This window comes from Rhodococcus sp. NPDC127593 (genome assembly GCF_042671975.1).
Lineage (GTDB): Bacteria > Actinomycetota > Actinomycetes > Mycobacteriales > Mycobacteriaceae > Rhodococcus_F.
Genome location: NZ_JBHXWI010000053.1, coordinates 1 through 26132, shown reverse-complemented (window position 1 = coordinate 26132; position 26132 = coordinate 1). Strand labels below are relative to the sequence as shown.

The 26132-nt window shown below is 67.9% G+C and carries 26 protein-coding genes; 11 read left to right on the top strand and 15 right to left on the bottom strand.

Translation table 11 applies throughout. The features are described 5' to 3' along the window. Positions 1-55: 55 nt before the first annotated feature. The 4 genes from lipA to sucB all read right to left on the bottom strand — a co-directional run bounded on the left by lipA (position 56) and on the right by sucB (position 4665). On the bottom strand, positions 56-1066 hold the full coding sequence (lipA, locus tag ACFVJ3_RS37105; protein WP_172651133.1) for a lipoyl synthase: 1011 nt from the start codon (positions 1064-1066) through the stop codon (positions 56-58). Positions 1067-1118: 52 nt separating this feature from the next. Continuing rightward, entirely contained in the window at positions 1119-1895 is a 777-nt protein-coding gene (gene lipB, locus ACFVJ3_RS37100; protein WP_378456799.1) for a lipoyl(octanoyl) transferase LipB, read from the bottom strand. A gap of 47 nt (positions 1896-1942) precedes the next feature. Further along, positions 1943-2833, bottom strand: a complete 891-nt coding sequence (locus ACFVJ3_RS37095) for a TIGR01777 family oxidoreductase (RefSeq protein ID WP_378456798.1) — start codon at positions 2831-2833, stop codon at positions 1943-1945. 92 nt (positions 2834-2925) lie between these two features. Next, entirely contained in the window at positions 2926-4665 is a 1740-nt protein-coding gene (gene sucB, locus ACFVJ3_RS37090) for a 2-oxoglutarate dehydrogenase, E2 component, dihydrolipoamide succinyltransferase (RefSeq protein WP_378456797.1), read from the bottom strand. Positions 4666-4993: 328 nt separating this feature from the next. Here sucB and ACFVJ3_RS37085 point away from each other — a divergent pair, with 328 nt between their 5' ends. Beyond that, positions 4994-5332 carry a hypothetical protein gene (locus tag ACFVJ3_RS37085; RefSeq protein ID WP_005247738.1) on the top strand — a complete coding sequence of 113 codons (339 nt, stop codon included), beginning with the start codon at positions 4994-4996 and terminating at the stop codon, positions 5330-5332. A gap of 68 nt (positions 5333-5400) precedes the next feature. On the opposite strand, the gene ACFVJ3_RS37080 is transcribed toward ACFVJ3_RS37085, so the two are convergent. Then, positions 5401-6918 (bottom strand): leucyl aminopeptidase, encoded by a 1518-nt coding sequence (locus ACFVJ3_RS37080; RefSeq protein ID WP_378456796.1) that lies wholly within the window; start codon positions 6916-6918, stop codon positions 5401-5403. A gap of 121 nt (positions 6919-7039) precedes the next feature. On the opposite strand from ACFVJ3_RS37080, the gene gcvT reads away from it, so the two are divergent. Together gcvT and ACFVJ3_RS37070 are read left to right on the top strand one after the other, a co-directional pair. Further along, positions 7040-8140 carry a glycine cleavage system aminomethyltransferase GcvT gene (gcvT, locus tag ACFVJ3_RS37075; protein WP_378456795.1) on the top strand — a complete coding sequence of 367 codons (1101 nt, stop codon included), beginning with the start codon at positions 7040-7042 and terminating at the stop codon, positions 8138-8140. Positions 8141-8203: 63 nt separating this feature from the next. Further along, on the top strand, positions 8204-9307 hold the full coding sequence (locus tag ACFVJ3_RS37070) for a branched-chain amino acid aminotransferase (RefSeq protein WP_378456794.1): 1104 nt from the start codon (positions 8204-8206) through the stop codon (positions 9305-9307). Positions 9308-9326: 19 nt separating this feature from the next. On the opposite strand, the gene ACFVJ3_RS37065 is transcribed toward ACFVJ3_RS37070, so the two are convergent. From ACFVJ3_RS37065 to cobU, 3 genes are read right to left on the bottom strand one after another with little or no spacing between them, the layout of a single operon-like run. Next, positions 9327-10067, bottom strand: a complete 741-nt coding sequence (locus ACFVJ3_RS37065) for an adenosylcobinamide-GDP ribazoletransferase (protein WP_378456793.1) — start codon at positions 10065-10067, stop codon at positions 9327-9329. 2 nt (positions 10068-10069) lie between these two features. Continuing rightward, on the bottom strand, positions 10070-11188 hold the full coding sequence (gene cobT / locus ACFVJ3_RS37060) for a nicotinate-nucleotide--dimethylbenzimidazole phosphoribosyltransferase (RefSeq protein WP_378456792.1): 1119 nt from the start codon (positions 11186-11188) through the stop codon (positions 10070-10072). Beyond that, the gene (cobU, locus tag ACFVJ3_RS37055; protein WP_378456791.1) at positions 11185-11832 is read right to left on the bottom strand and encodes a bifunctional adenosylcobinamide kinase/adenosylcobinamide-phosphate guanylyltransferase; all 648 of its coding nucleotides are present in this window, start codon (positions 11830-11832) and stop codon (positions 11185-11187) included. The genes cobT and cobU overlap by 4 nt, the downstream gene beginning before the upstream one ends. Positions 11833-11932: 100 nt before the next feature. Between cobU and ACFVJ3_RS37050 the strand changes: the two genes are divergently transcribed. Beyond that, positions 11933-12148, top strand: a complete 216-nt coding sequence (locus ACFVJ3_RS37050) for a hypothetical protein (protein ID WP_378456790.1) — start codon at positions 11933-11935, stop codon at positions 12146-12148. Between the two features lie 3 nt (positions 12149-12151). Here the strand turns inward: ACFVJ3_RS37050 and ACFVJ3_RS37045 are convergent, their stop codons facing one another. Then, positions 12152-12808 (bottom strand): DUF3043 domain-containing protein, encoded by a 657-nt coding sequence (locus ACFVJ3_RS37045; protein ID WP_378456789.1) that lies wholly within the window; start codon positions 12806-12808, stop codon positions 12152-12154. A gap of 88 nt (positions 12809-12896) precedes the next feature. Here ACFVJ3_RS37045 and ACFVJ3_RS37040 point away from each other — a divergent pair, with 88 nt between their 5' ends. The 3 genes from ACFVJ3_RS37040 to ACFVJ3_RS37030 all read left to right on the top strand — a co-directional run bounded on the left by ACFVJ3_RS37040 (position 12897) and on the right by ACFVJ3_RS37030 (position 15615). Then, complete coding sequence (locus ACFVJ3_RS37040) at positions 12897-13970, top strand: glycerate kinase (protein ID WP_378456788.1); 1074 nt, start codon at positions 12897-12899, stop codon at positions 13968-13970. 141 nt (positions 13971-14111) lie between these two features. Continuing rightward, positions 14112-14462, top strand: a complete 351-nt coding sequence (locus ACFVJ3_RS37035; RefSeq protein ID WP_005247725.1) for an iron-sulfur cluster assembly accessory protein — start codon at positions 14112-14114, stop codon at positions 14460-14462. A gap of 178 nt (positions 14463-14640) precedes the next feature. Next, positions 14641-15615: a carbohydrate kinase family protein gene (locus ACFVJ3_RS37030; protein ID WP_378456787.1), complete on the top strand. Its 975-nt coding sequence runs from the start codon at positions 14641-14643 to the stop codon at positions 15613-15615. 70 nt (positions 15616-15685) lie between these two features. On the opposite strand, the gene asnB is transcribed toward ACFVJ3_RS37030, so the two are convergent. Next, positions 15686-17611: an asparagine synthase (glutamine-hydrolyzing) gene (asnB, locus tag ACFVJ3_RS37025; protein ID WP_378456786.1), complete on the bottom strand. Its 1926-nt coding sequence runs from the start codon at positions 17609-17611 to the stop codon at positions 15686-15688. 272 nt (positions 17612-17883) lie between these two features. Here asnB and ACFVJ3_RS37020 point away from each other — a divergent pair, with 272 nt between their 5' ends. Beyond that, entirely contained in the window at positions 17884-18951 is a 1068-nt protein-coding gene (locus tag ACFVJ3_RS37020) for a cytochrome c oxidase subunit II (protein ID WP_016880030.1), read from the top strand. Positions 18952-18992: 41 nt separating this feature from the next. Then, positions 18993-19409: a cytochrome c oxidase subunit 4 gene (locus ACFVJ3_RS37015; RefSeq protein ID WP_012688105.1), complete on the top strand. Its 417-nt coding sequence runs from the start codon at positions 18993-18995 to the stop codon at positions 19407-19409. Between the two features lie 74 nt (positions 19410-19483). Here the strand turns inward: ACFVJ3_RS37015 and ACFVJ3_RS37010 are convergent, their stop codons facing one another. Beyond that, on the bottom strand, positions 19484-20077 hold the full coding sequence (locus ACFVJ3_RS37010) for a TetR/AcrR family transcriptional regulator (protein ID WP_378456785.1): 594 nt from the start codon (positions 20075-20077) through the stop codon (positions 19484-19486). Positions 20078-20145: 68 nt separating this feature from the next. Here ACFVJ3_RS37010 and ACFVJ3_RS37005 point away from each other — a divergent pair, with 68 nt between their 5' ends. After that, entirely contained in the window at positions 20146-21096 is a 951-nt protein-coding gene (locus ACFVJ3_RS37005) for a DMT family transporter (RefSeq protein WP_378456784.1), read from the top strand. Positions 21097-21098: 2 nt separating this feature from the next. On the opposite strand, the gene ACFVJ3_RS37000 is transcribed toward ACFVJ3_RS37005, so the two are convergent. From ACFVJ3_RS37000 to ACFVJ3_RS36985, 4 genes are all read right to left on the bottom strand, one after another. Further along, positions 21099-22748, bottom strand: coding sequence for a cytochrome bc complex cytochrome b subunit (locus tag ACFVJ3_RS37000; RefSeq protein WP_378456848.1), 1650 nt, complete (start codon positions 22746-22748; stop codon positions 21099-21101). A gap of 29 nt (positions 22749-22777) precedes the next feature. Next, the gene (locus tag ACFVJ3_RS36995) at positions 22778-23920 is read right to left on the bottom strand and encodes a ubiquinol-cytochrome c reductase iron-sulfur subunit (RefSeq protein ID WP_378456783.1); all 1143 of its coding nucleotides are present in this window, start codon (positions 23918-23920) and stop codon (positions 22778-22780) included. Continuing rightward, the gene (locus tag ACFVJ3_RS36990) at positions 23917-24768 is read right to left on the bottom strand and encodes a c-type cytochrome (protein ID WP_378456782.1); all 852 of its coding nucleotides are present in this window, start codon (positions 24766-24768) and stop codon (positions 23917-23919) included. The genes ACFVJ3_RS36995 and ACFVJ3_RS36990 overlap by 4 nt, the downstream gene beginning before the upstream one ends. Positions 24769-24832: 64 nt before the next feature. Further along, a complete protein-coding gene (locus ACFVJ3_RS36985; RefSeq protein WP_073365890.1) occupies positions 24833-25444 on the bottom strand; it encodes a heme-copper oxidase subunit III in 612 nt (203 codons plus the stop codon). Positions 25445-25571: 127 nt separating this feature from the next. Between ACFVJ3_RS36985 and ACFVJ3_RS36980 the strand changes: the two genes are divergently transcribed. After that, the gene (locus tag ACFVJ3_RS36980) at positions 25572-26042 is read left to right on the top strand and encodes a hypothetical protein (RefSeq protein ID WP_378456781.1); all 471 of its coding nucleotides are present in this window, start codon (positions 25572-25574) and stop codon (positions 26040-26042) included. The last annotated feature ends 90 nt before the right edge of the window (positions 26043-26132 follow it).

The following is a 26132-nucleotide window of genomic DNA, read 5'->3' as shown; positions in this document are numbered from 1 at the left end:
CTGGCTGTGCGCGGTGATGACCCGTCCGGTGTCGACCACCGCGCACGCGTCGAGGTCAGCGGGCGAGCCGCGCCATGAGGGAGCTTGCTTCCTGTGACGCATCGCCGCTTTCGGTGAGATGTGCCTGTCCTGCAGGCAATTCGCGGCCGTGGTGGGCCATCGCCTGCGCGTAGAGGCGGCCGGCGCGGTAGGAGGAGCGGACGAGGGGTCCGGCCATGACGCCGGCGAACCCGATCTCCTCGGCGGTCGTGGAGTGCTCGACGAACTCCTCGGGCTTGACCCACCGTTCGACGGGGTGGTGGCGGGGGGAGGGGCGCAGGTACTGGGTGATGGTGATGATGTCGCAGCCGGCGTCGTGCAGGTCGTGCAACGCCTGGGTCACCTCGTCGGGGGTTTCGCCCATGCCGAGGATGAGGTTGGACTTGGTGACGAGGTTGTCTTCGCGGGCGGCGGTGATCACGTCGAGGCTGCGCTGGTAGCGGAACGCGGGCCGGATCCGTTTGAAGATGCGGGGGACGGTTTCGACGTTGTGGGCGAGCACCTCGGGGCGGGTGGAGAACACCTCGGCGAGCTGGTCGGGTTTGGCGTTGAAGTCGGGGATGAGCAGTTCGACGCCGGTGCCGGGGTTGAGCTGGTGGATCAGGCGGACGGTTTCGGCGTAGAGCCAGGCGCCGCCGTCGGGGAGGTCGTCGCGGGCGACGCCGGTGATGGTGGAGTAGCGCAGTCCCATCGCCTGGACGGACTCGGCGACGCGGCGGGGTTCGTCGCGGTCGAGGTCGTCGGGTTTGCCGGTGTCGATCTGGCAGAAGTCGCAGCGGCGGGTGCATTGTTCACCGCCGATGAGGAAGGTCGCCTCGCGGTCTTCCCAGCATTCGTAGATGTTGGGGCAGCCGGCTTCTTCGCAGACGGTGTGCAAACCCTCGCGCTTGACGAGGCTTTTGAGCTCGGAGTATTCCGGGCCCATCTTCGCTCTCGTCTTGATCCAGTTCGGTTTGCGTTCGATCGGAGTCTCCGCATTTCGGATCTCGAGGCGGAGCAATTTGCGTCCTTCTGGGGCCACAGTCACGGAGACGATGGTACGCCCGGCCCGTCGCACCCGGCGGGCCGGGGAGCAGAGGTCAACCGTACTGAACAGTAGTGAAGGTGGGCGCGGAGGACGTCGTCCCGGCGGTGGCGGAGTCGAACGTGACCCGCTCGATGTCGTGTTCGGTCACCGGAAGTTCGCCTTCGAGCGCGGTGACGACGGCCGCCGTGACAGCGGGGGTGACCTCCTCGACCGTGACGTCGCGGCCCAGTTCCTGCGACAGCGACGTGACCCCGGCGTCGCGGATGCCGCACGGGATGATCGCGTCGAACCCCGTGAGAACGGAATTGCAGTTGAGCGAGAAGCCGTGCAGTGCGACACCGCGCTGTACGCGCACCCCGATGGCCGCCACCTTGCGCTCGGGCAGCCACTGCCCGTTGTTCAGGGACGCCGGCAGCCATACACCGGAGCGGCCGTCGACCCGGCCGCAGTCGATGCCGAGGTCGGTGCACACGGTGATCAGCGCCTGCTCGAGCCGGCGCACGTACCGCACGACGTCGACCGGTTCGGCCAGCTTGACGATCGGGTAGCCCACCAGCTGTCCCGGACCGTGCCACGTGATCTTCCCGCCGCGGTCGACGTCGATGACGGGAGTGCCGTCGGTCGGACGGTCCTCGGGTTCGGTCCGACGCCCCGCGGTGTAGACGGCCGGGTGTTCGAGCAGGAGCAGCGTGTCGGTACCCACGTTCTCGGCGCGTTCGGCCGCCAGCTCGCGCTGTCGATCCCAGGCGTCGACGTACCCGATCGTGCCGAGGTATTCGATGGAAATCGGGGATGGGCTGAAACGGGCGGATTGTGTCGCGCTGCTCATGCGCTAGAGGTTACGCCCGGGCACCGGCCGCACCGTCACGACCTGGGTCACCGCACGAGGGCGGCGTCGAGCGCTTCCCTGATGGTGTTGTGCCGGAACCGGAATCCCGAATTCTCGAGCACCGTGGGTATCGCGCGCTGTCCGGCCAGGATGCCTTCCTGCGCAAACTCTCCGACCAGCGCGCTGAGCGCAAACCCGGGAACGATCCACGGCGCGGGGCGGTGCAGCGTCCGCGCGACCGCGCCGTTGAACTGGGCGTTGGTGACGGGCGCCGGGCCGGTGACGTTCACGGGACCGGCGACGTCGTCGCGGGTGAGGACGAACTTGATCGCATCGACCTCGTCCTCCAGCGAGATCCACGACAGGTACTGGCGGCCGTTGCCGAGCCGGCCGCCGAGCCCGAACGAGTACAGCGTCTTCAGCCTGCCGAGCAGGCCGCCGTGGGGGGAGAGGACCATACCGCTCCGCAGCAGAACCGTCCGGACCTTTGAGGTGTCGGCGGGGGCTGTCGCGGCCTCCCAGTCGCGGCAGGTGTCCGCGAGGAAACCCGTCCCGGAGGGCGAGGTCTCGTCGACGATCCGGTCTCCGGTGTCGCCGTAGTAGCCGACTGCGCTTGCATTCACGAACACGGGCACCGCGGCCTCGGTGACGCCCTCGGCGAGGACGTCGGTGGCGGCGATGCGGCTGTCCCGGATCAGTTGCTTGTACGCCCCGGTCCAGCGTTTGTCGCCGACCCCGACGCCGCACAGATTCACGACCGCGTCGGCGTCCGCGAGGATCCCCGTGTCGATCCGATCCTTCTGCGGATCCCAGCGCGACTCGTCGGGACCCGCGGACGACCGGCGGACGAGGCGGACGACGTCGTGACCGTCGCCGCGGAGAGACGAGACGAGAGCGGTGCCAATCAGCCCGGAGGAACCGGCGATGACCACTCGCATGTGCAACAGCCTCCTTCACAGCGCAGGGGCACCATCCCTGCTGGAAATGGTGCCCCTGCGAAACTACGTTCGGCTCGAAGTCCGGTGACGGATCAGAGGCCGAGGTCGGCCTCGAACGCTCCTTGCTCCAGACGCTGCTTGATCGTGGTCAAGAAGCGGCCGGCGTCGGCACCGTCGACGAGGCGGTGATCGTAGGTGAGCGGCAGGTAGCACATCGAGCGGACGCCGATGCTTTCACTGCCGGACTCGTCGGTCACGACCACGGGACGCTTGACGATCGCGCCGGTTCCGAGCATCGCGGCCTGCGGGGGCACGAGGATCGGGGTGTCGAACAGGGCGCCCTGGCTGCCGATGTTCGTGATCGTGAACGTGCCACCGGACAGCTCGTCCGGCTTGAGACCACCGGAGCGGGCGCGCTTGGCGATGTCCGCGATGGCGCGGGCCAGCCCGGCCAGCGACAGGTCGCCGGCGTTGTGGATCACGGGAGACAGCAGGCCCTGGTCGGTGTCGACCGCGATGCCCAGGTGCTCGGCGTCGTAGTAGGTGATCTGCTTGTTCGCCTCGTCGTAGCTGGCGTTGACGTTCGGGTGCGACTTCAGCGCCTCGACGACGGCCTTCGCGAAGAACGGGAGGAACGTGAGCTTGACGCCCTCGCGCTCGAGGAAGGTGTTCTTGGCCTGCGCGCGCAGGGCCGCGATCTTGGTGACGTCGATCTCGAAGGTCTGGGTGAGCTGCGCCGTGGTCTGCAGCGACTCCCACGTCTTCGTGGCGGTGATCTGACGAATCCGGTTGGCCTTCTGCGTGGTTCCGCGCAGGTGCGCCAGTTCGGGGCGGACCCCGGCGGAGGCGGCTGCGGGAGCAGCGGCGGTGGCCGGTGCGGCGGCAGGCGCGGCAGCGGCGGCCGGTGCCTTCTTGGCCTCGGCGGCGGCGAGGACGTCCTGCTTACGGATGCGGCCACCGACTCCGGTGCCCGTCACCGAGGACAGGTCGACGCTGTTGTCCGCAGCGAGCTTGCGCACCAGCGGCGTGACGTACGGGGTGCTGTCACCGGAGGTGGCCGCGGGAGCGGGTGCGGCGGCTGCGGGAGCCGGCGCGGACGCTGCCGGAGCGGCGGCCGGGGCCGAGGCACTCTTGGCAGGCGCGGGCTTCGCCGGCTCCGGGGCCGGAGCGGGCTTCGCGGGCTCGGGGGTCGGCTCGGGCTTCGGTGCCGCGGCCGGCTTGGCGGCGGGCGCACCCGAACCGATGACGGCGAGCTGACCGCCGACGGCGATGGTGTCGTCTTCCTCGGCGCTGATCTCGAGAAGCGTACCGGCGACGGGGGACGGGATCTCCGTGTCGACCTTGTCGGTGGACACCTCGACGAGCGGCTCGTCCACGGCGACCTCGTCGCCGACGGCCTTGAGCCAGCGGGTGACGGTGCCCTCGGTGACGGACTCGCCCAGTTCGGGCATCTTCACGGCGGTGCCCTCGGCGGAACCGTTGCCGGACGCTGCGGGCGCAGGCTCGGCGGCCGGTGCCTCCGCGGCGGGAGCCGGCTCGGCGGCGGGCTCTTCGGCGGCGGGTGCGGGAGCGGAGTCGGCGGCAGGAGCCTCACCGGCGTCGCCGATCACGGCAAGCTCGCCACCGATTTCCACGGTGTCGTCTTCCTGAGCAACGATCTTGCTGAGAACGCCGGCCACGGGAGACGGGATTTCCGTGTCCACCTTGTCCGTGGAGACTTCGAGCAAGGGTTCGTCAACTTCGACCGTGTCTCCTTCCTGCTTGAGCCACCGCGTGACAGTTCCCTCGGTGACACTCTCACCAAGCGCTGGCATCTGGACGGAGAAGGCCATGTCTTTTGACTCCTCGACAGTTGTGTTCGGGTTGTTGAATTTTGTCGACTTGTGGTCGTGAACCATTGTGCTCGAGATGCACGTGTCTTGCGTCTACTTGCAGGTAATTCCGATTCGTCGTCACCCACTCGCTGTGTCGGCGCTCCACATCTTTCCATTGATCCGACCGGCGTGTCCGCCGAGGGGCACCCGTCGGGGACTCCGGTGTGTCGCGACGTAATCGCTACCGGCCAGTAGTTTTCGTGTGCGGCGGAAACCGGAGGTTCGCTGGCAAACTTGGAGGACAGTCGCCGGCGGCGTCCGGCGCACGCACTCGAGGAGGCTCGACGTGGGGTTGTTCGACCGATTCTCGCGGCCTCGGTCCGGCCGATCTCAGGCGTCCCCGGAAGATGCCGCGTATCTCGCGAACTGGACTCGCACACACCTCGGTGTGGAGGCCTACGTGGAACCTCAGACGACGGTGACGGAAGTCACTGTCGTGCTCGTCGCGGCGGACGGCGAGTGGACCCGGCGCCGGGTGGGCGGCGAACGCGGCGCCCGCAAACTCGGTGAGGATCTCCGCATACCCGTGTACGACGTCCGCAAGACCGGCTACCCCCAGCGGATGCGTGACCACGACGCGCGGCGCCGCATCGAGCGGAAACGGGAGCGCGAGCGCGACCTGTAGGCGGCTTCGCCGCCCGTGCGCCTTTCTGGTAGCGGGAACAGCCGGAAAGGCGCACGGGCCCGAAGGGCCTACCCGTTGGCGGCGATGTCCTCGATCACCGAGATCATGGTGCGCACGGGCACGCCGGTGCCGCCGCGGCCGGTGTATCCCCACGGTCCCGACGAGTTGTAGGCCGGTCCGGCGACGTCGATGTGCGCCCATTGGACGCCGTCCGCGACGAACTCCTTCAGGTACAGGGCCGCCGCGAGCATGCCGCCCCAGCGGTGGTTGGTGACGTTGGCGAGGTCGGCGACCTTCGAATCGAGGTCCGAGCGCAGTTCGGCGGGCATCGGCATGGCCCACGCGTTCTCACCGGTCGCCTGGGAGATGGCGGCGACGCGGTCGCGGAACTCGTCGGTGCCCATGACACCGGGCGTCCGGTTGCCCAGCGCCACCATCTGCGCGCCGGTGAGGGTCGCGGTGTCGATGAGGTAGTCGGGGTCGTCCTCGCACGCGCGGACGATGGCGTCGGCGAGGACGAGGCGTCCCTCCGCGTCGGTGTTGATGACCTCCACCGTCGTTCCGCCGTACTGGGTGAGGACGTCGCCGGGACGCTGCGCGGTGGACGACGGCATGTTCTCGGCCATCGGGACGGTGGCGGTGACGTCGACGGGCAGACCGAGCTTGGCGGCGAGGACCACGGTGGCGACAACGGCTGCGGCGCCGCCCATGTCGGACGTCATGTTCTCCATGCCGGCGGCGGGCTTGATGGAGATGCCGCCGGTGTCGAACGTGATGCCCTTGCCGACGAGCGCGACCTTGGGGGCGTTCCGCTTCTTGGCGGAGTAGCTCAGCCGGACGAGCCGCGGGAGCCGGGACGAGCCCTTGCCCACCCCGAGGATGCCGCCGTACCCGTTCTTTTCGAGCGCCTTCTCGTCGAGGACCTCGACCTTCAGTCCGGCGTCGGTGCCGAGAGTCTTTGCGCGGTCCGCGAATTCGGCGGGGAAGAGGTGGCTTGGGGGAGTGTTGACGAATTCGCGCGCGGTGGCGACGGCTTCGGCGATCGCCGCGGAGCGTGCGAGGGTCTCCTTCGACTCCTTGGCACGCGGCGACGACACCAGCAGCTCCACCCGCGAGACGGGCTGTGCGTCCGGGCCGGGAGCGGATTTCGCGGACTTGAATTCGGTGAACCGGTACGCGCCGAGGGCGAAACCTTCGGCTGCCGCACCGAGATCGAGTACGGACAGGGTGGTCGCGACGGTGCCGACGCCACTGAGTGAACGCGCTGCTGCGCCCGCGGACTTGCGGATCTGCTCGGCGTCGAGCTTCTCGGCCGAACCGAGGCCGACGGCGAGCACGCTGTCGACCGGAAGCGTGTCGGGTGCCGGGATGCGGGTCGTCTCCTCCGCCTTGCCGGAGGCCCCCACCGAGACGAGCGTGTCGAGCAGATCGGTCAGTACCGATTCGTCGACGATGCCGTCGCCGAGCGCGATTTCGGGGCCGTCCGAGCTCGACGTCAGCCCGATCACCAACACGTCCACCCGCTTGCCGACGGTGCCGGCCAGGGCGAGTTGTGGTCCGAGGGGTCGGGCTGTGTGAGTGCTCACGGTGTCTCTCCTGCAGCGGTTCGGGATCGGGTGGTGTCGGATGGTCGACGTCCGTCCCGATGGTAGTGCTCGTCCGCCGTCGCCTACCCGGTGCGCCCGGGGGTCGGATAAGTTGAGGCCCATGACCGAGGAGCAGTTGTCGCAAGGTCCCGTCCATGCCGTTCACGTCGAACTCGGGGCCACGTTCGCTCCCTTCGGCGGCTGGGAGATGCCTGTCTCGTACGCCGGTGTCGTCGCCGAACACACCGCGGTGCGCGAGTCGGTGGGGGTGTTCGACGTCAGCCACCTCGGCAAGGCCCTCGTGCGGGGCAGCGGCGCGGCCGCCTTCGTCAACTCGGCGCTGACCAACGATCTCGACAAGATCGGTCCCGGCAAGGCGCAGTACACGCTCTGCTGCACGCCGTCGGGCGGAGTGATCGACGATCTGATCGCCTATTACGTGAGCCCCGACGAGGTGTTCCTCGTCCCGAACGCTGCCAACACCGCCGACGTGGTCGCGGCACTGGCCGCCACGGCGCCCGAGGGCGTCACGGTGGACAACCAGCACCGGGACTTCGGTGTGATCGCCGTGCAGGGCCCGAAGTCGGCGGACGTGCTCACCGCGCTCGGCCTGCCCACCGACATCGAGTACATGGCCTTCGCGGACGCCACGTGGGACGGGGTTCCCGTCCGCGTGTGCCGCAGCGGGTACACCGGCGAGGTCGGGTTCGAACTGCTGCCGCGGTGGGAGGACAGCGAGAAGCTGTTCCGGGCCGCGGTCGAGCAGGTCCGCTCACACGGCGGCCAGGTCGCCGGTCTCGGTGCCCGGGACACGCTGCGCACCGAGATGGGATACCCGTTGCACGGGCACGAACTGTCGCTGGAGATCTCCCCGCTCGAGGCGCGATGCGGCTGGGCGATCGGGTGGAAGAAGCCGAAGTTCTGGGGCAAGGAGACGCTCACCGACGAGAAGGAGTCCGGCCCGGCGCGCAAGCTGTGGGGCATCAAGGCGCTGGACCGCGGGGTTCTCCGTGCCGGTCAGACCGTGGTGCGCGACGGCGAGTCGATCGGCGAGACCACGTCGGGCACGTTCTCGCCCACGCTCAAGGTCGGGATCGCATTGGCGCTGCTCGACTCCGGAGCCGGGGTGTCGGCCGGAGACGAGATCTCCGTGGACGTCCGGGGGCGCTCGCTGCGCGCCGAGGTGGTGTCTCCGCCGTTCGTGGAGATCAACACCAAGTAAGCCCCTGTCGCGGACGACCTGTCGGCCGTGGGGCGGCGGAAGGCGTTCGATAAGATCACGGGCATGACAGGTGTCACCGAGTTCGTTCGCGTCCCGCATCCCGCCCTCACCTCCGACGAGGTACGGCGAGAGATACTGGCGGCGCCCGGATTCGGCCGGTACTTCACGGACCACATGGTGTCGATCACCTACTCCACGGAGCTCGGCTGGCACGACGCCAAGGTGGAACCGTACGGGCCGCTCCAGCTCGACCCCGCCGCGATGGTGCTGCACTACGGACAGGCCATCTTCGAGGGGCTGAAGGCGTACCGGCAGCCCGACGGCGGCATCTCGACGTTCCGCCTCGAGGCCAACGCCGAACGACTTGCGACGTCGGCTCGCCGTCTCGCGATGCCGGAGCTGCCGGAGGAGTTGTTCGTCAAGTCGATCACCGAACTGCTCGAGCTGGACCACGCATGGGTGCCCGCCGCCGGCGGCGAGGACGCGCTGTACCTCCGCCCGTTCATGTTCTCCACCGAGGCCGGTCTCGGTGTGCGTCCGGCCGACGAGTACCGCTACCTGCTGATCGCCTCGCCCGCCGGCGCCTACTTCCCGCGTGGAGTGAAGCCGGTCAGCGTGTGGCTGTCGACGGAATACGTGCGCGCCGCACCCGGTGGCACCGGAGCCGCCAAGTTCGCCGGCAACTACGCGGCCTCGCTTCTCGCGCAGGCGCAGGCCGCCGACGAGGGATGCGACCAGGTGGTGTGGCTCGACGCCATCGAGCGGTCGTACGTGGAGGAGATGGGCGGCATGAACCTCTTCTTCGTGTTCGGCTCCGGCCCCGACGCCCGCCTCGTGACACCGTCCCTGTCCGGGTCGCTGCTGCCGGGGATCACCCGCAACTCGCTACTGACCCTCGCGACCGACGCCGGTTTCGCGGTGGAGGAGCGTCGGATCAGCACCGACGAATGGCGCACCAAGACCAAGTCGGGTGAGATCACCGAGGTGTTCGCGTGCGGTACCGCGGCGGTCATCACGCCCGTCGGCCGGGTCAAGTCGGCCGAGGGTGAATTCACGGTCGCCGACGGCGAGCCCGGCGAGGTGACCATGGCCCTGCGCGACACGCTGACCGGTATTCAGCGGGGAACGTTCGCCGACACCCACGGCTGGATGACCAAACTGCGCTGAGCTCGGTTTCGGCGGTCGCTCAGAAAGCGAGACCGATCGCCGAGACGGTGACGGTGATCTCGAGCGCAGCGCCGAGCACGTCGCCGTTCAGGCCGGCGAATCGCCGGACGCAGTGGGCCACCAGCAGTGCGGTGAGCGTCAGCGCGACCGCCGCGACGACCGGTCCCTGCCACCATGGCGAGGTGCACCACGCGGCCGCCGCGAGGAGCGGAACGGTCCAGGCGATGCCGGTCCACGGTGACTGGGTTTCGGCGACCAGTGCGCCGAATCCTTCCGTCGACGACGCGGGAATTCCCCGCCGGCAGGCGAAGACGACCGCCACCCGCCCGGCCGCCACGGCGACGGCCACGCACGCGAATTGTCCTGCGGCGGCAAGAGATCCGAACGCCAGCCCCTGCGCACCCAGGCAGATCACCAGGGCGCACACCCCGAACGGGCCCGCGCCGCCGCTGTGCATCACTGCCCGCGCCCGCTCCGGCGGCCCGTAACAGCCGAGCCCGTCGACGGTGTCGGACAGACCGTCGACGTGCATGCCCCGGGTGGCGAGGGCGTGTGCACCCACCGTCACCAGGCCGGCGAGGGCGGGGTCGAGACCGGCGGACACGAGCGCCCACAGCATTCCCGCGGCCAGGACTCCCAGCGCGATCCCGGTGACCGGCGCCGCCCGGATCGCGCGGCGACCCGCCGCACGGTCCACGGAATCCGGTCCGCGCAGGGGGAGGACCGTCAGCCAGGAGAACGCGAGCACCACGCCCGACACGGTCAGCCCGCGGTATCGGCGGCGGAGCCGGTCTCGGTGCCCTCGCCGTCCTCGGCGTCGCGGGTGCTGACTCCGGCCTCCGCGAACGTCGCCATCTCCGCGAGCGTCGCGACGGCGCCCTGCAGGATCGGCAGCGCGGTGACGGCGCCGGACCCCTCGCCGAGCCGCATGTCGAGTTCGAGGAGGGGGTCGAGCTGCAGGTGCTTCAGCGCGATCGTGTGGGCCGGTTCGGTGGAACGGTGGCCGGCCAGCCACCACGCGCGGGCGCCGTGCGCGAGTTCCTCCGCGACCATCGCGGCCGCGGTCACGACGACGCCGTCGAGGATCACCGGGGTCTTGCGGGCGGAGGCCTGGGCGAGGAAGCCGGCCATCGCGGCGAGGTCGGCGCCCGACACCGTACGCAGGAGCGCCACCGTGTCCCGGACCACCGGCCGGGCGCGGCGCATCGCGTCGCGGATCGCCGCCGTCTTCCGGATCCAGCCGGCGTCGTCGACACCCGTGCCCCGGCCGACCGCCGCCACCGGTTCGGTGTCCGTCAGTGCGGCAATGAGAACGGTGGCCGGCGTGGTGTTGCCGATTCCCATGTCGCCGGCGATCAACAGGTCTGCGCCGGAATCGATTTCGGAGTCGGCGATCGATCGTCCGGCCTCGATGGCCTTTAGTGTCTCCTCGTGTGTGAGCGCGTCCTCGCGGTCGATCGCCCCCGACGAGCGGCGAATCTTGAACGCGGACACCGACGGATCCGTGTCGCCGTCCACGGACAGGTCGACGACGCGCACGCTGGCGCCGGCCCGGTTCGCGAGAGCGTTGACGGCTGCCCCGCCGCCGACGAAGTTGGCGACCATCTGGGCCGTCACCTCGGGCGGATACGCCGAGACGCCGGTCCGTGCCACTCCGTGGTCGCCGGCGAACACCACCACCCGCGCGCGCTCGAAGGGGACGGGCGGGCAGACGCCCTGGCAGGCCGCGGCCCAGCATGCGAGCGTCTCGAGACGTCCGAGCGATCCGGCCGGTTTGGTGAGCTGCAACTGACGGGCCTCGGCCTGTGCGCGCACCCCTTCGTCGGGTGGGGTGACGGGTTCGAACCGACCGGGGTCGGTGCTCACGGACTCGCTGGTCACGCTTGGCCTCTCGTTCGAGTGGACACTTCTGCCCCCCACGACTCACGTGCGGGATCATCTTTCAGGGTCATGGTCAGCCCGGCGACGACGAGGACGACGCGATCGCAGACCTGGGCGAGCCGCGCGTTGAGGGCGCCGATCTCGTCGCGGAACAGGCGACCGGACCGGGTCTCGGGGATGACGCCGAGACCCACCTCGGGAGTCACCAGCACGAGCGCGCCGCGGTAGTCGCGGACGCTCGCGACGAGTTCGTCGGCGCGGGGGGTGATGGTGCCCCGCGGCGATTCCCAGGCTGCGGCGCCGTCGAGTTCGACGGTGAGCCAGGTGCCGAGATCGTCGACGAGGGTGGCCGCCGCTTCGGTGGGGGTACGCAGGTGGTCGGCGAGGTCGAGCCGGTGCGCGGTTTCCACGGTGAGCCAGCTGCCGGGACGCCGATCGCGATGCTGTGCGATGCGGTGTTCCCAGTCGTGGTCCTCGGGGTCGCGGTGGCTGGTGGCGACGTAGCGCACCCGGCCGGTCCCGGCCAGGGCCTGGGTCAGTTCCTCGGCGTGAGCGGATTTTCCGGAGCGTGCACCGCCGAGCACCAATGTTCGCGACGTCTGGTTCGGACGGCTCGGAGGGTCCGGGGAATCGGCGGTGGGCATGGAGGGAAACGCTACCAACCCAGCGGAGTGGCAGTATTTTGACGAAGAACGTCAATTCCGCCACTGTTGGCGGGAAGTGAATGGGCGGAAAATTTCAGCCATGACCGAATTCCTCGTCCTCGTTGCACTTCTCCTCGTGCTGCATGCGGCCGTGATGTACGCGGGCCGGCACCTGGGTCCACTCCATCCGCGGCTGCGGAAAAGCTACCGCGACAACTTCTTCCGACCGGCCGATCCCATGACCGACCTGTCGTACGACCGTGACGCCGAGCTGGGGCGACTGCTCGCCGAGACGCACCGCGCGCCCCACAACTGACCGTCAGATGGCATCGCCGGGGCGCACCCGCGGCTTGGGGGCCCGCAGCTTGCGGATCTGCGATGCACGCACGAACGCGTACCACCCGAGCTTGAAGCCGCCGTCCGGGGTGTCCGGGAAGCGCTCCCGCACCTGATTGTTGATCTTGCGGCCCAGCCAGATGCCCTCCATGGCCATGAACATCATCATGATGAGCATGGCGAGGGTCACGATGGCCTGCAGCGCCGGGCTGACGAACATCGCCATGATGAGAACCAGGGCCAGCGGCATGAACAGGCCGACCAGGTTGCGCCGGGCGTCGACGATGTCCCGGACGTACGCGCGGACCGGACCCTTGTCGCGGGGGAGGAGATACTTGTCCTCGCCCGCGAGCATGCGGGCGCGTCGCTCACCGGCGGTGGCGCGCCGCTCCGCCGCGGCGGCCTTGCGCTCTTCCTTGCTGCCGCGGGTGGCCTTCTTGCGGGCGCGTGCCTCTTTCGCAGTCAGGGGCGCGGGCGCGATCGGTCCGCGTCGCTTCGACTCGGCGTCGCGTCGCTTGGGCGTCGGGCGGCCCTTGCCCGCCTGTTCGGCGGACTCCGCCTCCGGGGCCGTGGACGACTCGGCGACCTCGACGTCCCGCTTGTCTGAATTGTCCGAATCACCGCGGCGTAGCAATTTCACCCTTCCAGAGTATGGGAAGACGCCACCGGGAGGAAAACCGCCCTCACATCGAAATGCCGGGTCGCGCCCGTCGCCATACACTTCGCCGATGCGAGTGATGATCGCACCGGACTCCTTCGGTGAAACGCTGACCGCCGTCGAGGCGACCGCCGCGATCGCGGCGGGATGGTCGGCCGTGCGTCCGGACGACCAGCTCATCGAGGCGCCGCAGTCCGACGGCGGCCCCGGATTCGTCGACGTGGTCGCGGCCGCGGGCGGCACCGTCCGGACCGCGGTCGTGGAAGGGCCCCTCGGCGCCGACGTCACGGCACGCTGGCTGCTCGACGGCACCGACGCCTACCTCGAATCCGCCCAGGCCTGCGGACTCGGACTGCTGGGCGGACCGCCGACGCCCCGCACCGCCCGCGACGCGCACAGTCGGGGTGTCGGCCAACTCGTAGTGGCCGCCCTCGACGCCGGAGCGCGCAAGATCGTCGTCGGTCTCGGCGGCAGCAGCTGCACCGACGGCGGCCGCGGCCTCGTCGAAGCCCTCGCGCAGGGCTTCGGGAGCGCGGACGCCGCCGTCGCCCGCCTGCGCTCGGTGGAACTGGTGGCCGCGTCCGACGTCGAGCATCCGTTGCTCGGCGAGCACGGCGCCGCCCGCGTGTTCGGACCGCAGAAAGGTGCCGACCCCGACACCGTCGCATTCCTCGAGGACCGGAACGCCGCGTGGGCGGGGCAACTGCAGCGGGTGACGGCCCGGGAGGTCGCCGCCGAGGCCGGAGCCGGCGCCGCCGGTGGCATCGGCGCCGCGCTGCTCGCCCTCGGCGCGACCCGCGAATCCGGTGCTCACGTGGTCGCTCAGCGCACCCGGCAGGACCGGCAACTCGCCTCCGCCCAGCTCGTGATCACCGGGGAAGGCCGCCTCGACCAGCAGTCGCTGCGCGGGAAACTCGTGATCGCGCTCGCCGCTGCCGCCCGCCGGCGGTCGATCGCGACGCTCGTTCTGGCCGGGCAGGTCCTGCTCGACACCGCGGACCTCGACGGCGCGGGCATCGACGACGCACTTTCCCTGGTGGACCACGCGGGGTCGGTCGAACTCGCGATGTCGGACGCATACGCGCAGCTCAGAGACCTTGCTGCCGCCGCAGCCCGCGGGTGGGACGGTGCGGCCGCAGGGTAGTAACCCGAATCCGCGACGTCGGATACCATGGACGTGGATCGATCTGCGGACGCTGCCGCAGGGAATGGAACCCGGGAATAAGTCGGGCGCGGAGTACCGTTGAAGCGTTCACGGGTTTGTTACGAACTACAGGGAGAGCCCATGACTGTGCAGAACGAGACCGCCGTCCACGGCGTCAAGATGACCGAAGCCGCGTCCGCCAAGGCGAAGGCGCTGCTCGATCAGGAAGGTCGTGACGACCTCGCACTGCGTATCGCCGTGCAACCCGGCGGCTGCGCAGGACTGCGGTACCAGCTGTTCTTCGACGACCGGAACCTGGACGGCGACCTGATCGTGGACTTCGGTGGCGTCGCCCTCGCGGTGGACCGGATGAGCGCGCCGTACGTCGAGGGTGCCTCGATCGACTTCGTCGACACCATCGAGAAGCAGGGTTTCACCATCGACAACCCCAACGCGACCGGTTCGTGCGCCTGCGGCGACTCCTTCAACTGAGTCCCGGGCCGAAGTACAACTGAATCGACAAGTCTGACGCGGCGCCGACCGGCTGCCGCGTCAGACTTTTTTCGTGCCCGATCTCCATGTACCCGGGCCCCGTGCTGCCGACCGATCATGGTGGTACTCCGGGGTACGGTGAGAAATCCCGACCGAACTCATCGAAAGGCATCCGCCCGTGACAATTGCGGTAACCGGTTCCATCGCCACCGACCACCTGATGCGGTTTCCGGGCCGGTTCGCCGAGCAACTGCTCGCCGATCAGCTCAGCCACATCTCGTTGAGCTTCCTGGTCGACGACCTCGTAGTCCGGCGCGGGGGAGTGGGCGGCAACATCGCCTACGCCATGGGCGTCCTCGGTGGATCTCCGCTGCTGGTCGGGGCTGTCGGAGCCGACTTCGCGGACTACCGTCAGTGGCTCGAGAGCAACGGCGTCGACTGCACCGCCGTCCGGATCTCGACCACCGCACACACCGCGCGTTTCGTGTGCACCACCGACGAGGACATGGCGCAGATCGCGTCGTTCTACCCCGGTGCGATGAGCGAGGCCCGCGAAATCCAGCTGTCGGGTATCGCGCAGGACGCCGAACCGCTCGAACTGGTCCTCATCGGCGCCAACGACCCCGAGGCGATGATCCGCCACACCGAGGAATGCCGCCGACAGGACATCCCGTTCGCCGCCGACCCGTCGCAGCAGCTCGCCCGACTGAACGGCGAGGAGGCGTCGGCGCTGATCCACGGCGCAAAGTACCTGTTCACGAACGAGTACGAGTGGGGACTGCTGCAGCAGAAGACCGGACTGTCCGAAGCGGAGATCCGCGCTCAGGTCGGCGTCCGCGTCACGACGCTCGGTTCCAAGGGCGTCGAGATCGTCGACTCCGAGGGCAACTGGACCCGCGTCGCCGTCGTCCCCGAGAAGGCGAAGGTCGACCCGACCGGTGTCGGTGACGGATTCCGGGCCGGATTCCTCCTCGCACACAGCGCAGGCCTGAGTTTCGAGCGCTCCGCACAGCTGGGGTCGCTGGTGGCCGTGCTCGTGCTGGAGACCGTCGGAACCCAGGAATGGACGTTCGACCGCGACGAGGCTGTCAAGCGCCTCGCGGACGCCTACGGCTCCACCGCCGCGGACGAGATCGCTGCCGTTCTGCCGTAGAGGCGGCTCCGCCGCCCGTGCGCCTTTTTGGTAGCTCCAACTACCAGAAAGGCGCACGGGCGCGAAGCGCCTACAGCGAGACCGGGTACGCCGGCTCAGCGATCTCGGGAACGATGCGGTTCTCCACGAAGATGCCGTGCCAGACCATGAAGATCAGCACGGTCCAGAGGCGTCGGCTGTGGTCGGACACGCCGTCCCGGTGGTCGTTGAGCATCTTCGTGATCGCCGCCTTGTCGAGCAGGTGATCGGTGCCCGACGCCGCGATCTGCTCGTGTGCCCAGTCGAACAGTTCGGTGCCGCGCAGCCAGTGCCGCAGCGGCACCGGGAAGCCCAGCTTCGCCCGATGGAGCACGTGCCCGGGCACGATGCCCTCGAGCGCCTGACGCAGCGCGTACTTGGTGGTGCTCTTGGTGATCTTCTGATCCAGCGGCACCTGCGACGCCACCTTGAAGACCTCGGGATCGAGGAACGGCACCCGCAGTTCGAGCGAGTTGGCCATCGTCATCTTGTCGGCCTTGACGAGGATGTCGCCGCGCAACCACGTGAACAGGTCCAGGTGCTGCATCCGGGCCACCGGATCCCACCCCTGCGACTGCGCGTAGATCGGGTCGGTGACGTCGCGGTGCGTCCACTCCGGCCGGAAGTCGCGCAGAACGGCGCGCAACTGTGCGTCGTTGAAGCTGCGCGCGTTGCCGTAGTACCGCTCTTCCAGGGTCAGTGAACCGCGGTTGAGCAGGCTCTTTCCGCGGGTGCCCTCGGGGATGCGCTCGGACAGCTTCCCGGCGGCCCGCCGCAGTCCCTTGGGCAGGTATTCGAAGGGCTTGAGTGAAATCGGCTCCCGGTAGATGGTGTAGCCGCCGAACAGCTCGTCGGCGCCCTCACCGGACAGCACGACCTTGACGTGTTTGCGCGCCTCCTTGGCCACGAACCACAGCGGAACCAGCGCGGGGTCGGCGACCGGGTCGTCGAGGTACCACACGATCTCGGGGATGGCGGCGGCGAACTCGGACGGGCTCACCACCTTCACCACGTGGCGCGCGCCGATCGCTTCGGCGGATTCGGCCGCGACGTCGACCTCGGAATAGCCCTCGCGCTCGAAACCGGTGGTGAACGTGATCAGGTTCGGATTGTGGCGCATCGCGAGCGCCGCGATGGCCGTCGAGTCGATGCCACCCGACAGGAAGGAACCGACCGTGACGTCGGCGCGCATGTGCTTGGCGACCGAATCCTCGAGCGCCTCCGCGATCTCGCGGTACCGGGCCTGCTCGGTGCCCGCGGCAAACGGACGCACCGGGAACGTGGGCGCGAAATAGCGGGTGATCACGGGTTCTTCGCCCGGGCGCACACGCGCGAAGCAGCCGGACTCGAGCCGGCGGATCTGCTTGTGGAGGGTCTCCGGCTCCGGCACATACTGAAGGACGGTGTAGTGCTCGACGGCCCGCGGATCGAGTTCGGTGCCGATGCCGATCAGGCTCGCCAACTCCAGCAGGCTCTTCTTCTCGCTACCGAAAGCGGTGCCGCCGGTGCCCGTCGCCAGGAAGAGCGGCTTGATGCCGAACGGGTCGCGCGCGATGAACAGTTCCCGCGTCTCGGTGTCCCAGATCGCGAACGCGAACATGCCGCGCAGACGACGGACGGCCTCCTCGCCCCAGTAGTGGAAGGCGGCGACGATGGCCTCGCTGTCGCCCTCTGTGACGAACTGCGCACCGAACTGCTCGGCGAGTTCGGCCCGAACCTCGAGATAGTTGTAGATCTCGCCGTTGAACGTCAGCGCATAGCGTTCCGGATTCTCCGCCGGACCCCACCGCAGGGGCTGGTGGGAGTGTTCGATGTCGATGATCGACAGCCGATTGAACCCGAAGACCAAGTGGTCGTCGTGCCAGGTCCCGTGCTCGTCCGGCCCACGGTGCCGCAGGCAGTGCATCGCCTGGTCGACCTGTGAGACGGCGTTGTCGCTGGTTTCTCCAGAGGTCAGTAGCCCGAGCAGTCCGCACACAGCGTCCGGTACCTCAATTCAGAATCTTGGAAGGCTCCACGATGTGGAGTGGTCAGGGATCTCTGCCGGAAAGTATGCCGCAGATTCCCGGAGCGTCCGGTTCGGGCCGCCGGTGACGGTGCCCCGGCTCGAACAGCGGCGCCGTCGCGGCGCCGGCAGCGACACGTCGCCCGACCCGAGGATGGAGAGCCGCCACCTTTGGTCTACGCTGCGTAGTAATTGGGCCTTCCCATCGGGTGTGCCCTAGTGGAATTTGCGGCGATCAGGAAGGCGTGAACGTGGCGCAAGGTCGGATCCTTCGGCGGGCAGGGTTGGCAGTATCTTTGGGCATTGCTGCCTTGCTGCTGTCGGGTTGTTCAATCGACAACGAGGTGCTTCGTTTCGGGTGGCCTTCGGGCGTAACCCCGCAGGCGCACCGCATGCGTGAACTGTGGACCTGGTCGGTCATCGCCGCCCTCGTCATGGGTGTGCTGGTGTGGGGACTCACCTTCTGGGCGGTGATCTTCCACCGTAAGAAGAAGGACTCACCCGAGTTCCCGCGGCAGACGGCATACAACGTGCCGCTCGAGCTGGCGTACACCGCGGTTCCATTCGTCATCATCGCCGTGCTGTTCTACTTCACGGTGATCGTGCAGAACCATGTCCTCGAGAAGGAGGACAACCCCAACGTGGTGGTGGATGTCACTGCGTACCAGTGGAACTGGAAGTTCGGCTACCGCTCCATCGACCTCGGCGAGGGCGGCGGCAAGTACGACGGCGTCGATCAGGAAGCGCAGGCCGCGGTCGAGTCCGCACCGGCGTCCGAGGCGGAGGCCGAGGGTGAGCACGCCCAGCCCGGCCCCATCCACGGCAAGACCCCCCAGGACCTGTCCTACCTGCACTACGACAAGATCGAGACGATCGGCTCGAGCAACGAGATCCCGATCCTCGTTCTGCCGACCGGCAAGCGGATCCAGTTCGAACTGGCTTCGGCCGATGTCATCCACGCCTTCTGGGTGCCGGAGTTCCTGTTCAAGCGCGACGTGAACCCGAACCCGAAGGAGAACCACTCCGACAACGTCTTCCAGATCAGTGAGATCGAGAAGGAAGGTGCCTTCGTCGGGCGCTGCGCCGAGATGTGCGGCACGTTCCACGCGATGATGAACTTCGAGGTTCGCGCCGTGAGCCCCGACAAGTTCGCGCAGTACATCGAGTTGCGCAAGCCGGCGAGCGAGGGCGGCCGGGATCTGACCACGGCGGAGGCTCTGCAGGCCATCGGCGAGTCCCCGGTCGCGACGTCGACGTCGCCCTTCACCACCGATCGCGGCTACAAGCAGGCGAGCGGTGTCGAAGGTAACTGAACCTGCTGCTGATACCTCACTGACCAAGGACAAGTGCTGATATGAAGATCGAAGCCAAGCTCTTCGAGATCCTGACGGTATTCTTCATTCTCGTCGCGATCGTCTACGGCGTCTTCACCGCCGTTTCACGAACCGGTATCGAGTGGGCGGGTCTGACGGGCATCTGCCTGTCGGCGGGACTGACACTGATCATCGGAACGTACTTCCGGTTCGTCGCCCGTCGCCTCGACACCCGTCCCGAGGACTACGAGGATGCGGAGATCGCCGACGGCGCAGGCGACCTGGGCTTCTTCAGTCCCGGTAGCTACTGGCCGATCCTGCTCGCCGCTGCCGCCGCATTCGTCGCAGTCTCGATGGCCTTCTTCCAGCCGTGGATGATCGTGGTCGCCGTGGTTGCGGTGCTCGCGGCCGCTGCAGGTCTCGTCTTCGAGTACTACGTCGGGCCCGAGAAGCACTAGTTCCACCCACAGTCAGACGGCGGAGGCGCCGAATTCCACCCGGGATTCGGCGCCTCCGTTTCGTGGTCGTCCGCCTAGTCGACAGGGCCCGCCGCTGCGGCGAGGAGTGCCGCCGCCTGATCGGATGCGAGTCGAACCGCCTCGGGGAACACCTGCAACCCGTGCGAGACCAGGGCCCCTTCGTGGAGCAGCATGATCGTGCGTGCGAGTGTCTCCGGGTCGCGAACCGACGCGTCCCGGCACACACCGGTGAACAGGTCGAGCATCCACCGTTTCTGGCCGATGATGACGGCATACGCCGGATGTGACGGGTCGCTGATCTCTGCGTGCGCGTTGACCATGCTGCACCCCTTCGCGCTGTTCTCCGCGGCCCACTCCCGGGACGCGTCGAAGATCGCCGTCAGGCGCCGTCCGGGGGAGTCGCCGGCGACGTCGAGGTGGTCTGCGAGAAACGCCCGCCACCGCTCGTCCCGGTCGGCGAGGTACTCGACCACGATCTGTTCCTTCGAACCGAAACGGTCGTAGAGCGTCTTCTTCGTGACGCCGGCCTCGGCGGCGATGAGATCCACACCGACCGCGTGAATTCCCCGCTCGTAGAAGAGGCGGCCTGCCGCGTCCAGCGCTCGTCTCGCGCCCGGTGTCAGCGCGACGCGTCGCAGAGTATCCATGACAAAAGTATACAGATCGGTATAAATTAGGGGGTATACCGAACTGTTTACTTGGGTGGTGGTCAGTCGTGAATGCGCTTCTCGCCGTGATGTTCGTCCTGTGCTGGAGCTCCGGTTTCATCGGGGCCAAACTCGGTGCCGGTGATGCAGACCCTCTGACGGTACTGACCTGGCGGTTCCTGCCACTCGCCGTCGCCCTCGTCCTGGGAGCAGCGCTGTTCGGACGCGCCCGGTGGCGGGGACTCGGGTCCCGTGCGCTCGGACGTCAGGTGATCGTCGGCGCGCTGTCGCAGACCGGATATCTGCTGACCGTCTACCAGGCGATCGGACTCGGCGTCTCGACCGGCACCACCGCGCTGATCGACGGCACCCAGCCCCTGGTCGTCGCAGTGCTGGCCGGCCCACTGCTGGGCCAGTACGTCGCGCCCCGGCAGTGGTGGGGGCTGCTGCTCGGACTGGCAGGCGTCGTGATCGTCACCGCCGGCGACGCCACCGCTGCGTCCGGTGTGTCCTGGTGGGCGTATCTCGTGCCGTTCGCCGGAATGCTGTCGTTGGTGGCCGCGACCTTCCTGGAGAGTCGCGCACCGACCGACACGGACCCCGTCGTGGCCATGACCGTGCACTGCGCGACCAGTGCCGCGCTCTTCACCGCACTCGCCGCATGCGCCGGACGGGTGCCTCCGCCGACGACGGCGTCGTTCTGGGGGTCGGTGGCCTGGCTGATCGCCCTGTCCACGTTCGGCGGCTACGGCCTGTACTGGCTCGTGCTGCGTCGGAGTGGAGTCACCCGGGTCAATGCCCTGATGTTCCTGATGGCACCGGTGACCGCTGTCTGGGGGGCCGTGATATTCGGCGAGCCGTTCGGAATCCTCACCGCGCTCGGACTTCTTCTGGGACTCGGGGCGGTCGCGCTCGTGTTCCGTACACAGCCGCGGGGGAGGGGAGCGGGCACGGCGCCCACAGACGAGCAGGGCCCCGAACCGGAAGTGGTTCGGGGCCCTGCTCGGTTGCGGAGGTAAGGCTAGTGGGCCTCGCCGTTGCCGGACGATCCGTTGCCGGAAGTCGACGAACCGTTGCCGTGGGCGCGGTCCTGGTACTCCCGCAGCATCGTGAGCTGCTCGTGCTCGCCGTGGTGCAGGGCGTGCTCGAGAGCGACGCTCTCCTCGACCGGGTCGGCCGTGACGAGGCTGCCGGAACCGGGCTTGCCGGCGGATCCGAGCTTGTTCATCTTCTTCGGGACGGTCGCACCCTGGTACTCGAGCGGGATCGGGTGACCGTGATCGTCGACCGGGCCGAGCGGCTGGTGGATCTCGATGTACTGACCGTTCGGCATCCGCTTGATGATGCCGGTCTCGATGCCGTGGTCGAGGACCTCACGGTCGCTGCGCTGGAGACCCAGGCAGAACCGGTAGGCCACGAAGAAGGCGATCGGAGGCAGCAACACCATGCCGATGCGGCCGATCCACGTCATCGCGTTCAGCGAGATGCTCAGGTGGTACGCGATGATGTCGTTGATGCAGGAGATCGTCAGGACGGCGTAGAACGCAATCGCCATCGCACCGATCGCGGTACGCACCGGAACGTCACGCGGACGCTGCAGCAGGTTGTGGTGAGCGTCGTCCTTGGTCAGACGCTTCTCGATCCACGGGTAGGCGATCAGCACCGTGAACACCAGACCCATGATCAACGCGACTGCGAACACCGACGGAATGGTGTATCGGTCGAACAGGTAGATGTCCCATGCCGGCCACAGACGGGCCAGGCCGTCTGTCCACATCATGTAGATGTCGGGCTGCGAACCTGCCGACACCTGCGACGGGTTGTAGGGGCCGATGGTCCAGACCGGGTTGATCTGCAGCACGCCACCCATCACGGCGAGTACACCGAACGTGATCGCGAAGAACGCACCCGACTTGACGGCGAACACCGGGAGGATGCGCACACCCACGACGTTGTTCTCCGTGCGGCCGGGGCCGGGGAACTGCGTGTGCTTCTGGTACCAGACGAGCGCGAGGTGACCGGCGATCAGGGCGAGGATGATGCCCGGGAACAGCAGGACGTGCGCGACGTACAGGCGGGGGATGATCAGGTCGCCGGGGAAGTCGCCGCCGAAGATCAGCCAGTGCATCCAGGTGCCTGCGATCGGGATGCTCAGCGTGATGCCGGAGAACGCGGCGCGCAGGCCCGTGCCGGACAGCAGGTCGTCGGGGATCGTGTAGCCGAAGAATCCCTCGAACATCGCCAGGATCAGCAGCAGGCAGCCGATGACCCAGTTGGCCTCGCGCGGACGCCGGAAGGCGCCGGTGAAGAAGATGCGCAGCAGGTGCACGACGATCGACGCCGCGAACATCAGCGCAGCCCAGTGGTGGATCTGGCGGACGAACAGGCCGCCGCGGACCTCGAACGAGATGTTCAGCGTGGTCTCGTACGCGCGGGACATCGTGACGCCGCGCAGCGGCTCGTACGCACCGTTGTAGACGACGTGCGCCATCGACGGGTCGAAGAACAGGGTCAGGTAGACACCGGAGATCAGCAGGATGATGAAGCTGTACAGCGCGATCTCGCCGAGCAGGAACGACCAGTGGGTGGGGAAGACCTTGTTGATCTGCCGCCGCATTCCCGCTGCGAGGTGGTAGCGCGAATCCATCGCCTCGGCCTGGCCGGTGGCCATCGCGCTCAGTCTGGACGGTTTGTTGTCGGTCACGGTCGACGCTCCCAAAATGCCGGGCCGAGAGCTTCGATGTAGTCACCCGTTGTGACTAGGAAACCCTCTTCGTTCACTGTAATAGGCAACTGCGGAAGTGCACGAGCGGCCGGACCGAAAATCGGCTTTCCGTAGGTCAGCGCATCGAACTGCGACTGGTGGCACGGGCAGAGGATTCGGTTGGTCTGCTGTTCGTACAGGGAGGTGGGGCAGCCGAGGTGGGTGCAGATCTTCGAGAAGGCGAAGTAGTCGCCGTAGTTGAAGCTCTCCTGGCCTTTGCGCTTGGTGACCCGTGCCGCGTCCTCCGTGCGGAGGCGGATGAGCATGGTCGCGTTGCGGATGCCGCGCAGTGCCTCGAGCAGCGCGTCGTGATCGCCGCGGTCGGACTCGCGGAACGGGAACACCGTTTCCATGGCGCCGGCGTCCAGGTCTTCCGGGCGGACCAGGACGACGTCCTCGGGGCGACCGGTGTCGCGGCGCAGGTAGATGGTTTCGCCCGCGTAGCGGGGGGTCCATCCCGAGACCCACAGCGGGGAGTCGTCGCGTTTGGCCCACGGGTTCTTGATCAGACCACCGAGGGGCATGACGGACATGATGCCGAGAGCACCGCCGCCGAAGATGAGGGTGCGCTTGAGGAGCTTGCGGCGTCCCAGCGTCGAGGTGTCGAACGAGTCACCGAGTTCCGCGACGATCGTCTTGCGATCGACCTCGGACGATCCACCGTCGTGGCGGTCCTGGATGGACACCTCTTCGGGGATGAACTTCTTGGTGAACTGCACCGCTCCGACACCGAGGCCGAGGATGGCCAGACCCATGGTGAGGCCGATCAGCGGCGTGTACAGGCTGTAGGCCGAGTAGTGCTCCTCGCCGGAGCCGGCGTACTCCCAGGGCCAGAAGAGGTAGATCGCGATGAACGCGATCGCGGAGACGCCGGAGAGGGCGAACCAGAAGGCGACCGACCGCTCGGCGCGCTTCTCGGCCTTCGTCCCCGGAACCGCCCACCGGTGTCGGCGGAACGCGACATCGACGTGGTCGAGGTTGGTGCCGAGCTCGACGAGTTCGTCGCGGCTCAGGTTCTCGAGTTCTGCATCCGTGTACTTCTTTGGCGTGGCGCCGCCCGGCTGGCCAGCGTCGCTCATGACCTTGCTCCGATCCACAGTGCTGCACCGACGACAGCGATGATTCCGATGACCCACATGGCCAAGCCCTCGGAGGCGGGACCGATGCCGCCGAGTCCGTAGCCACCGGGCTGCTTCGTCTCGCCTGCCGACTTGATGTAGGCGATGACGTCCTTCTTTTCCTCGAGGGTCAGCTGACGGTCCGAGAACTTGGGCATGTTCTGCGGGCCGGTGACCATCGCGGTGTAGATCTGCTGCTCGCTGGCCGGGTCGAGGACCGGCGCGTACTTGCCGGACGAGAGCGCACCGCCGCGCCCGGTGAAGTTGTGGCAGGACGCGCAGTTGAGGCGGAACAGCTCGCTGCCGCGTCCGATGTCGCCGCCGCGCAGGGACGACTGGGCGACCTCGCCGTTCTCGTCACGGATGACCGTGGGGCCGCCACCGTTGGCCTGGACGTACGCGCCGATGGCGTCCGTCTGCTCGGCGTCGAACTTGAGGGGCTTGCGCTCGATCTGGGCCTCGTTGCGCGATGCCGGCATACGTCCCGACGACACCTGGAAGTACACGGCGGCTTCGCCGACACCGATGAGGCTCGGGCCGCGGTCCTGCACACCCTGCAGGTTCGCGCCGTGGCACGTGATGCACGAGGTGTCGTACAACTGCTGGCCTTCGCGGATCAGTGCTGCCTGATCATCGGTGGCGGTGGCCACCTGCGGGGTCGGCGTCAACGCGGATGCGAGGAAACCGGCGCTGACCAGTCCCATCATCAGGACCAGGGCGCCCGTGACGCGCCTGCGGAGCTTCCGCTGGCGGCGTGCCTTGGCGGTAGACGCTGTGGTGTCGGATGCGGGAGGGGGGGATGAACTCATCTGTATCCCTTTGGTATGTCGGGACGGACTGGACGTCAGGGGGCTGCCTGGGGCGTTCAGCTGATCAACGGATGAAATAGATCGTGGCAAACAGGGCGATCCACACGATGTCGACGAAGTGCCAGTAGTACGAGACGACGATGGCGGCGGTGGCCTGTGCGGGCGTGAACTTGCTGACCTTGGTGCGGGCGATCAGGAAGACGAACGCGATGAGGCCGCCGATCACGTGCATACCGTGGAAGCCGGTGGTCATGTAGAAGACAGAGCCGTACACGCTGCTCGAGATGGTCGTGCCTTCTTCGACCAGGTGGATGTACTCGTATCCCTGCCCGAGGACGAAGAAGGTGCCCATCGCCAAGGTCAGGAGGTACCACCGGCGCAGGCCGAAGACGTCGCCGCGCTCGGCCGCGAACACACCCATCTGGCAGGTGAACGACGAGGCGATCAGCACCAGCGTCACCGGTACCGCGAGGAACAGATTCAGCTCGGTCGGCTCCGGCGGCCAGTTTCCATTCGCCTGCGCTCGCGCCACGAAGTACATGGCGAAGAGCCCTGCGAAGAACATGAGCTCACTTGACAACCACACGATGGTGCCAACGCTGACCATGTTAGGTCGGTTCAGCGAGTGCACGCGTTGGGTGATTGCTGATCCTGAAGTCCCTACTGCGCTCGTCACAGACAGAAGTATGACGCTTCGTCGTAAGAGACGACTACCCGGGTCCACCCTCGACGCGTCGACGCGCCCCGCTTGTCCGATTCTCCCTGCTGACAGCCCTGGTGGCGGACCGTGAAAGGGTGGAGACATGCGCTCTCGTGACAACAGTACGGGGTGGCTGCGGAGGCTGTTCGGCAGTCGGCAACCGGCCCCTCTCGATCAGGATCGGCCCGACCTCGTGGTCGTCGCCTCGAGCTTCGAAGACGTGGAGGCGTGCTCGACCGCGCTCGACCGCGCCGCCGCCGAGGATCCGCGGTGGGACGCCGACGCGGAAGCGGTGCTGCGGCACCATCTGCGGCTGCCCGCGTCGGCGGTGGCCGATGCCCTGTCGATCGCCGCTCAGGACGGCTACCGACCGCAGGATCCGGACGGGCCGGCATCCCCGGCCGAGGACGGTGCGACGGTCGGACTCGTGTTACAGCGTGTCCAGATCCTCGATGCGCTGCACTGTTCCCAGGAACGGTCGAGAATGGCCGGGCTGGCGCAGCGGCTCGGTGGCTCGGTCGACGGCTGGGACGCGACGCAACCGGCGCGCGAGTCCGTTCCACCCGGTGACTAGTGCCGCACCTGGGTTTGTTTGCCCCGTTGGTCCGACACGCCGCCTGATTGCCGGTCGCTGGACGCTACCTCGGTCATCCTGATCGGATGG